General features: G+C 45.2%; 8 protein-coding genes. 3 read left to right on the forward strand and 5 right to left on the reverse strand.

The features are described from left to right. Nucleotides 1–50 precede the first annotated feature (50 nt). Both ribH and ytxJ read left to right on the forward strand, forming a co-directional pair. Complete coding sequence (gene ribH / locus DDR33_RS16825; RefSeq protein ID WP_109416973.1) at nucleotides 51–542, forward strand: 6,7-dimethyl-8-ribityllumazine synthase; 492 nt, start codon at nucleotides 51–53, stop codon at nucleotides 540–542. 307 nt (nucleotides 543–849) lie between these two features. Further along, the gene (gene ytxJ / locus DDR33_RS16830) at nucleotides 850–1,179 is read left to right on the forward strand and encodes a bacillithiol system redox-active protein YtxJ (RefSeq protein ID WP_109417055.1); all 330 of its coding nucleotides are present in this window, start codon (nucleotides 850–852) and stop codon (nucleotides 1,177–1,179) included. A 17-nt stretch (nucleotides 1,180–1,196) separates the two neighbouring features. Here the strand turns inward: ytxJ and DDR33_RS16835 are convergent, their stop codons facing one another. Then, a complete protein-coding gene (locus tag DDR33_RS16835) occupies nucleotides 1,197–1,601 on the reverse strand; it encodes an OsmC family protein (protein WP_109416974.1) in 405 nt (134 codons plus the stop codon). A gap of 155 nt (nucleotides 1,602–1,756) precedes the next feature. Between DDR33_RS16835 and lipA the strand changes: the two genes are divergently transcribed. Next, on the forward strand, nucleotides 1,757–2,641 hold the full coding sequence (gene lipA, locus DDR33_RS16840; RefSeq protein WP_109416975.1) for a lipoyl synthase: 885 nt from the start codon (nucleotides 1,757–1,759) through the stop codon (nucleotides 2,639–2,641). An 80-nt stretch (nucleotides 2,642–2,721) separates the two neighbouring features. On the opposite strand, the gene DDR33_RS16845 is transcribed toward lipA, so the two are convergent. The 4 genes from DDR33_RS16845 to DDR33_RS16860 all read right to left on the reverse strand — a co-directional run bounded on the left by DDR33_RS16845 (nucleotide 2,722) and on the right by DDR33_RS16860 (nucleotide 8,910). Further along, complete coding sequence (locus DDR33_RS16845; protein ID WP_109416976.1) at nucleotides 2,722–4,221, reverse strand: NAD(P)H-hydrate dehydratase; 1,500 nt, start codon at nucleotides 4,219–4,221, stop codon at nucleotides 2,722–2,724. 88 nt (nucleotides 4,222–4,309) lie between these two features. After that, nucleotides 4,310–5,068: a DUF1570 domain-containing protein gene (locus DDR33_RS16850; RefSeq protein ID WP_158280779.1), complete on the reverse strand. Its 759-nt coding sequence runs from the start codon at nucleotides 5,066–5,068 to the stop codon at nucleotides 4,310–4,312. Between the two features lie 18 nt (nucleotides 5,069–5,086). Next, complete coding sequence (uvrA, locus tag DDR33_RS16855) at nucleotides 5,087–7,930, reverse strand: excinuclease ABC subunit UvrA (RefSeq protein WP_109416978.1); 2,844 nt, start codon at nucleotides 7,928–7,930, stop codon at nucleotides 5,087–5,089. 125 nt (nucleotides 7,931–8,055) lie between these two features. After that, complete coding sequence (locus tag DDR33_RS16860) at nucleotides 8,056–8,910, reverse strand: lytic transglycosylase domain-containing protein (RefSeq protein ID WP_238387839.1); 855 nt, start codon at nucleotides 8,908–8,910, stop codon at nucleotides 8,056–8,058. Between the last annotated feature and the right edge of the window lie 414 nt (nucleotides 8,911–9,324).

Raw genomic sequence — 9,324 nt, forward strand, 5'->3', positions numbered from 1 at the left:
CTCCGGCATAATACTTAACTTTTGACTTTTAACTCTTAACTTTAATCCTGATGGCTACTCACCTCAAAAATCTTTCAGATTTTTCTCATACAACAATCCCTTCAGCATCTCCTTATCATTTTGCAATTGTAACAGCTCACTGGAATGCAGAGATTACAGGTGCTTTGTATGAAGGAGCGTACCAGTTTTTAATTAAGCAGGGTGCTGATCCTGATCATATCCTTTCGTTAACGGTTCCCGGTAGTTTCGAACTAAGTTCCGGGGCCGATATGGTGCTACAGCATAAGAAAGTTGATGCGGTAATTTGTCTTGGATGTGTTATTAAAGGGGATACCCCTCATTTCGATTATATATGCAGCGCTGTTGCACACGGGGTAACCAATGTTGGCATTAAACATAGCATTCCAGCTATCTTCGGTGTATTAACGACCGACAATGAGCTTCAGGCAAAAGAAAGAGCAGGAGGAAGGCACGGTAATAAAGGAGAAGAAGCAGCGGCAACGGCTATCCTGATGGCAAGTTTGAAATCTCAACTTCAATAAAACCAAATCATACCGGGCACCGTTCTATAGAAAATTAATTATCTTTATGATTTGAAACCTTGGGGTAACAGCGTCGTATAAGGCACAATACACTAGGTTTAAAAAATATAAACAATACTCAAATGAAGAAATTTACTGTAGGGTTGCTCCTGCTGATGTCTTTAGCTCTTGTATTCGAATCATGCTCTTCTAAAACATGTCCGGCCTATAGTTCCTATCCTAAATCAAGGAGGGGGTAAGTCCGTATTATTTTAATTTGTTAACATCTTGTGGAGCGAATATGCTCCCTGCTTTCATCTATCGCTATATGAATTGGAAACCGCTGGAAAAAATCGAACAGTTACAGGAAATAAAAAGTGCTGAGGGGTATCATATTCTATTCAAACATAGTACCCGTTGTTCCATTAGTATGATGGTAAAAAAAAGGTTTGAGCTTGAATGGGAGGCACTTCCACCGGATACATCTCTTTACTTCCTCGACTTACTGAACCACCGCGACATCTCTTCAGGGATTGCCACCTTATTCTCAGTGCAGCATGAATCTCCGCAACTGCTGCTAATCAAGGATGGAGAGTGCATTTATAACGCTTCGCATGGAGAAATTTCCGCAGAGACTACAGCTGCATTAATAGAATAACCGTAAGATTATCTTCTTTACCATTTAAATTCCACCACTTTCTGAATATCCGGGTGAAGGCTGTACCATACCGGGCAGGTTTTCGCTGATTGTTCCAGGACGGCTTTCTCTTTATCAGAGAACTGTCTCCCCGGAAAATTAAAGGATATATGTATCTCCGTAACCCTGCGGGGTGAAGTACCCATAATTTTGGTAACCTCGCATGTGGTTCCTTCAATATCAATATTGCGTTCCCTTGCTGCAATCCCCATGATGGTCAGCATGCAGCTGCCCAGGGATGTAGCAAGAAGATCTGTAGGGGAAAAGGCCTCGCCTTTACCATGATTATCCACAGGGGCATCTGTTATGATCTTTTCTCCCGATTGCAGGTGCAATGCCTCTGTCCTTAATTCTCCCTTATAAACTACCAGTGAAGTTGCCATATATCTATCAATACTTCAAAAGTAAAAAGTTTTCCCGGATCTGCCGCAGACGCCTGCGCTCAGAATAAAATGATGTGAATAGATTTCATAACACCAATGTCAAATTACGACGGGTACCCGCTCAGAACTCGCAAGTAAATAACTACCTTTGCGCTATGATTGAATTGCCGGTGATTCCAGCCAGTCAGACTCAGAGAAGGCCAAACTGGTTACGGGTAAAGCTCCCCGTTGGAAAAGAATATGCGAATGTAAGAGGACTTGTAGATACGCACAAACTTCATACTATATGCGAGAGCGGTAATTGCCCGAATATGGGAGAATGCTGGGGCGCAGGCACAGCTACATTTATGATCCTGGGTAATATCTGCACACGTTCATGCTCGTTCTGCGCTGTTGCAACAGGACGCCCCAATGCAGTAGACCTCGATGAGCCCAACCGGGTGGCGAATTCAATTAAACTAATGAATGTAAAACACGCGGTCATTACCTCTGTTGACCGTGATGATCTGAAAGATGGTGGCTCGATTATCTGGGCTGAAACCATTAAAGCTATCCGGCGCGAAAGCCCGCAGACAACGATGGAGACTCTGATCCCTGACTTTAAGGGAGTATGGGAAAACCTTTACCGCGTTTGCGAAGAACGCCCCGAAGTCATTTCTCATAATATCGAAACCGTCAGAAGGCTGACCCGCCAGGTGCGTATCCAGGCGAAGTACGACAGAAGTCTTGAGGCTCTTAAACGGATTTCTGAATTCGGACTCAGAACTAAGTCCGGCGTTATGCTGGGACTAGGAGAAACGGAAGCTGATGTTGTAGAAACAATGCAGGACCTTGCAGATGCAGGCGTTCATATCCTGACTCTGGGACAATATCTTCAGCCCACAAAGAACCACCACCCCGTACTGGACTGGATACATCCCGATCAGTTTGCGAAATACAAGGAGATTGGATTGGATATGGGCTTCAGGTATGTTGAAAGCGGACCACTGGTAAGATCTTCTTATCACGCAGAAAAGCATCTGTTCGACCAGGTACGCTAAAAACACTATCCGGGGGGCTCTGCATCCGGGAACCAGGGAAACCTCCTTGATATCGGTAAGCGGCAGCGAAATTGATTTTGTTAATCAGCGAGCTCCTTCATCAATAAAGGCAATTCGTCTATCAACTGTGAAGGAGTTGCTACATATCCCCGCACACGCTCCCCCGCAGCCCCGTGAACATAAGTTCCAATAAACGCAGCTTCATGCGGCTCATACCCTTGAGCGAGAAATGATGTAATGATCCCGGTCAGAGCATCGCCTGATCCCCCTGTTGCCATTGCCGGGGTTCCCGTAGGATTAAAAAGACACATTCCCTGAGGGGTAAATATGATCGTATATCGGTTTTTTAATACGATCGTGCACCCTAAAGTAGTCGCCCTGTCAATGCCCGTTTCGATGCGCGACCACCAATCCTGATGATCCCCAAAAAGCCGGTCAAACTCCTTCATGTGGGGAGTCAGCACAGAATGCTCCGGCACCTGCTGGATTAGCTCGTAGTTATGCGCTATGAGGTTCAATGCGTCCGCATCAAGTACAATTGGTTTGTGAAAATTTTTAAGAACCACTCTCAGGAGAGAGAGACTTCCCGGACCGGTACCTAAACCCGGACCAATGCCAATAGCCTGATACTTTTCCCAGTCAACAGACGTTGGCAGCCCCTGCTCAGATCTTACAACAGCCATAACTTCTGGCAGAGAAGCGTTCAGCGCGGTAAGTCCGGTTGCGGGAATACAGGCACTCGTAAGACCAGCTCCGGCGTATAAACAAGCACGTGACGTAAGCAAGGCAGCACCCATCGTTTCTGGCGCCCCTGCCACTAGCATGGCATGTCCGAATGTTCCTTTATGACTAAAAGCTGCCCGGTGGATTAAACGCTCTCTTATATCATTCTCTTCCAGTAGATAATAAGGGCCTTCACAGTTTTGGATAAAGTCGTCATCAAGACCGATATCCGCTACTCTGAACCTGTCAAGATAAGGAGCAGAACCTGGAAGGAGGAAGCTAAGCTTTGGACGCTGAAACGAAATAGCCAGCCTGGCATGCAGGATAGCATGTCCCGACCCGGCGCCCTCCTCCGCTGGTAAACCTGTAGGAATGTCTACCGATACAATCGTCTTATGAAGGCTGTTCAACCATGTAACTAACTTTTCCCATTCGCCCGAAAGAGGCTTATTCAGGCCTGAGCCAAGCAGCGCATCAATAATAAGGTCGGATGTTTCTGCCCCGCACTCAACGGCACTCCTTAATTCTTGTATCCTGATGTTCTGAAACTCACGCAGCCTCCGGAAATTTATCTCAAAGTCATCCGTGCTGTTGGCAGAGAAACGCGCGATCATAACCTTTATATCATGGTATCCCGCCTGCATCAGAAGCCTGCTTATTGCCAAACCATCTCCCCCATTATTTCCGGTGCCGCAATAAACGGAAACCCGAAGGCTTCTGTCTGGGAATTCCTCTGTAAAGATCTTTACAAAGGCGTGTGAAGCCTCTTCCATCAGATCAGCCGAAAAGATAGACTTAGAGGCAATAGTAAAGGAATCCGCATCCCTCATTTGTTTTGCAGTGAGCAGCTTTTGCATGTTCCAAACTTACAAATTGTTTAACCGCTATTCAATTCTTGCACTTACAATACACGCTGAGCAGCCGGATGTTTGGATGCAGGCAACTCTATCGGTAAAATAGCTTATATCTGGCCTCAAACTGATCGATCCTGCCATAAGGAAGTCTTTCAATGGCGCGCACAGAATCTTTCTCTTTGCTCAGTTCCCGGATAAGCTTGCGGGCGGCGGCAGGATTACTTCTCATCAGGAAAAAAACGATGCTGTATGATACATTATATAAATAATCCAGTTTTGATTTATCGAGCCATAAAGTTCCCGGTGTCTGGAAGAATCTGACGAGGTCGAAGTCACCGTCAGCAACATACTTCCTTACTGCAGACAGCCTGCCGGCCTGGACTGTAACTGATACTTCGTTATATTTTACCTCCATTGACTCAAAGAACACGGCAACACCTTCATTTAACCATCGGGGAACCTCCGGCCCCATATTGTCATGCATAAAGCAATGGCTCATTTCATGCACCAGAGTTCTCATGAAATCGTCGTGCTTATAAACGAACACCTGCTTTTGATATGGGGAGTAGAACCCTGTAGCAGAGATCGGTTTCCCTCCAGTATTTAAACTGCTCTTCTTATAGTCACTGAACTTCTTATAGATATTGATGGTAATGAGCAGGCTGTCATTGCGGCGGGTATCAAACAAGCCATTGTAAATCTGGGCCTCATATTCTGCGAGCAGGCTAATTTGTCTCTTTACATCATCTTCCAGTTTGAAACCGACCTCATTAATCACAAGCCGCTGGGAATATCCCTGATTGGAAAATGCCAATATCCCGAACATCAGAAAAAGAAGACGGAAGGACATTGATTGAGCCATATAAAACTATCTCTGCATTTCCATTTTCAGGAATTTACCGGTAAAGCTTTCATCCACCTTAATCAAATTCTCAGGTGTCCCTGCAAATAGAATTTGTCCTCCTCCTGCCCCCCCTTCCGGGCCAAGATCAATCACCCAGTCTGCAACCTTCACTACATCCAGGTTATGCTCAATCACCAGCACCGTGTTTCCATCATCTACCAGCCGGTTAAGAACCCCAAGCAATACGTTTATATCTTCAAAATGCAATCCGGTTGTTGGCTCGTCCAGGATATAAAAAGTCTTCCCTGTATCCTTTTTTGATAGCTCAGTAGCAAGTTTTACCCTTTGAGCCTCACCACCAGACAAAGTGGTGGATGACTGTCCCAGTTTAATATAACCAAGGCCCACATCATGCAGCGTCTTTATTTTCCTGTAAATAGAAGGAATTGGTTCGAAGAAACTAACAGCTTCTTCAATGCTCATGTCAAGCACATCGCTGATAGACTTACCCCTGTAGCGTACTTCCAGCGTTTCCCGGTTATATCGTTTTCCCTGGCATTCTTCACAAGGTACCTGGACATCAGGCAAAAAGTTCATTTCAATGACTTTCATCCCTGCACCCTGACAGGTCTCGCAGCGCCCCCCTTTCACGTTGAAAGAAAAGCGCCCGGGCTTATATCCCCTGATCTTCGCTTCGGGCAGCTGTACAAAGAGATTTCTTATGTCAGAAAAGACACCGGTATAGGTAGACGGATTTGATCTCGGAGTACGGCCGATAGGCGTCTGATCAATTTCGATCACCTTATCGATATGCTCCAGCCCTTCGATCTTTTTATAGGGCAGCGGATGCTTTTTGGCTCTGAAAAAATGATGGTTCAGAATGGGATAAAGAGTTTCCGTGATCAGGCTGGACTTTCCGCTTCCTGATACGCCTGTTATACAGATAAACCTGCCGAGAGGAAACTCTGCCGTGACGTTTTTCAGATTATTGCCGCTTGCATTTTTTAATACAAGAGATTTTCCGTTCCCTTTCCGCCTTTCAGCGGGTACTGCAATTTCTTTTTCACCACTCAGATAAGCCGTGGTCAGTGTATGAGCCTGCTTAATCTGTTCCGGTGCCCCTTCTGCAACAACCACTCCCCCGTGGATCCCGGCGGCAGGCCCCATGTCAATCACGTGGTCCGCTTCAAGGATCATGTCTTTATCATGTTCCACCACTAGGATCGAGTTGCCAATATCCCTTAGGTTCTTAAGTGCAGAAATCAGCCTGGCGTTATCTCTCTGGTGCAGTCCGATACTCGGCTCGTCCAGGATATACAAGACGTTCACCAGCTGAGAGCCGATCTGTGTGGCCAGACGGATTCTCTGAGCTTCACCACCCGACAGCGTTTTAGCCGTCCGGTCAAGTGTCAGATAGTTCAATCCTACATCCAGTAAAAATCCTATTCTGGCCCTGATCTCTTTGAGTATTTCCTTTGCAATAACGTTTTGCCTTTCCGACAAACGCTCCTCAACATCGCTGAACCACTCAGATAAGTGATTGATGTCCATACTCGCCAGCTCGAAAATGTTCTTTTCTCCAACTTTAAAATGCAAAGACTCCTTTTTCAACCTCGCGCCATGGCAAACCGGACATTTCTTGAGCACCCGGAAGTTTTCAAGATCATCAGAAGCTTCATCCCCCCTTCTCTCCGTCTGCTCCTCCAGCATCTTAATAATTCCGTCAAAGGAAATCTGGTAGTTCTGTACATTCCATTTATTGTATTCAACAGGAACTGTCAGGATCTCATCCGAACCATTTAATATGATATTCAGTGTCTCTTTCGGAATCTTTTCAATGGGCACAGAAAGAGAAAAATTATATTTCTTCCCTAAAGCTTTCAGCACCTGAAACATCCAGGTTTCACGGTATTCGCCTAGCGGAGCCAAGCCCCCCTGCATAATACTCAGCTTAGCGTTCGGGATCACCGAGGCCTCTTCTATCTCATAGATGTAACCAAGCCCGTCACAGCGTTCACAAGCCCCGTAAGGGGAATTAAACGAAAATGTGTTAGGCTGAGGTTCGTCATATGAGATTCCCGACACGGGGTCCATAAGGTATTTACTGAAGAAAAACTCGTTATTCTCCTGGTCGGATATTTTTATAATTCCCTTTGCAGTCTTTAAAGCAGCCTGGATCGAACTATAAAGCCTCTTACTATCCTTCTCTGTCACAACAAGCCGGTCAATCACCATTTCTATATCGTGGATCTTATAGCGGTCGAGCTGCATCTTCGGTGCAAGATCTACGATCTCTCCGTCAACCCTTACCTTCAGATAGCCTTGCTTCCTGATCTGCTCAAATAATTCCCTGTAATGGCCCTTCCTCCCTTTTACAACAGGAGCAAGGATATTCACGGGCTTGCCATCGAACTGCTGCAGGATATTCCTCAGCATCTGGTCCTCCGACATCCGCTCCATCTTTTTTCCGGTCACATATGAATACGCCTCCCCTGTCCGGGCGAATAAAAGGCGCATAAAGTCGTAGATCTCCGTTATGGTTCCAACCGTTGACCTGGGGTTTTTGGATGTAGTCTTCTGCTCTATTGCAATAACAGGGCTCAGCCCTGATATCTTATCAACATCCGGGCGCTCCATCCCTCCAAGAAACTGTCTTGAATAGGCGCTGAACGTCTCCATATAACGACGCTGCCCTTCCGCATAAATAGTGTCAAATGCAAGAGATGACTTTCCGCTCCCGCTAAGCCCTGTAATAACTACAAGCTTATTCCGGGGAAACGAAACATCAATATTCTTAAGATTATGAACCCTGGCTCCGAAAACTTCTACTTCACTTTGTTCTCCAAGGTCTGGTGTACTTTTGTCCATTAATTTATACCTGTCAAAATTCGTGTAAAGATCGGCTAATCGGAGCAAGAATCAAGCATCGGAAACTAAGATTTCTTTTTTTTGACCAAAGCAGGGTTGCTTCTGCAACCCTGCTGGATAAATACTTACATGCTCGCTTGCGGCTGTAAGATTTCAAATGCTTTCAAAGCACTGTTTTCATCCTCTCTGCTCAGAAATACATGCCGGTCCGGCGATGGAACAGAAGCATCCTTCTTAGCCAGAAGAGTTCTGTGCCGTTCAGAGTAACCATACTTAGAAGGTTTTTCGATGATCTCTTTCATCGAAACAAGTTTGTAGACATACGAGGCAGTTTCCCTGTTCAACCTCATTTTGAAATAATTCCGATGTCCCTGGTTATAGATATGCTGCTTTAAACTATTCTCCCCAATGTTATAAGCAGCCGCCACTAATGTCCAGTTTTTAAACTCCTGGTGTAAGGCTTTCAGGTACCTGCATGCGGCAAATGTAGACTTTCGCAGGTCCTTTCTTTCGTCAATATCCCTATTGACCTTTAGTCCATAAGTACGCGCGGTCTGAGGCATAAACTGCCAGTATCCCGACGCTCCTTTATGAGACGTTCCTCCCAACAGACCACTCTCTACCAAAGGAATGTACTTAAAGTCCTCCGGTATGCCATAGCGTTCCAAAATAGGCTCTATTACGGGAAACCATTCCCTGGCCTTATGATGAAGCCTGTCTGTTTGAATATGCTCAAAGCTATTCTTCTTCAAATACTTGTCCATCTTCCAGGCAACCTTCTTATTCTTCAGCGGTACCTTTTCATTGGCGAAGCTAAACTCCGCTTTTGGAGATGACACTTTCTGTTCTTGGGGAGAAGGGAAATCCACAGGTTGTGGAAACGAATTAATTGGTGTCCGGGCGTTCCGGCTGATTAACATACGCGATGATATCATCAGCAAAAAGAGCACGGAACACGCGATCAAATGTTTCTTAATCATGAGTTCCTTTCTTTAAATTAAACAAAAAAAGATTCCAAAGGTAAACATTATATTCTTAATATACAAACACTTACACTCTAACCACTCAGAGTCAACAGGTTAAGCAGGCTTATTCGGGGCCTTTTTCCGCCTTCATAAAACTCCATTACACTTTATACTATAAGCTTGTTGTCCGCTCTTTTCTTAAAGCATAAGAACCGCCTCCGGTTGAAAAATAATACAAACAGATTCAAGCTTTTAACGTTTATTTCACTATCTTTGCACCCCATTTCAAAAAGGAACATTAGCATAATCATGCCATATAAAAGCAGCAGGAACAGTCGCGAGGACAAGTCCTTAAAACACAATCGCTTCGAAGGCGGTTCAAAAAATGAGCGGCCAGCAAGAAGCAACAGTAAACCCGGGAAAAGGTTT

Origin of the sequence: Pararcticibacter amylolyticus (genome assembly GCF_003130405.1) — a bacterium.
In the GTDB taxonomy this organism is placed as follows: domain Bacteria; phylum Bacteroidota; class Bacteroidia; order Sphingobacteriales; family Sphingobacteriaceae; genus Arcticibacter; species Arcticibacter amylolyticus.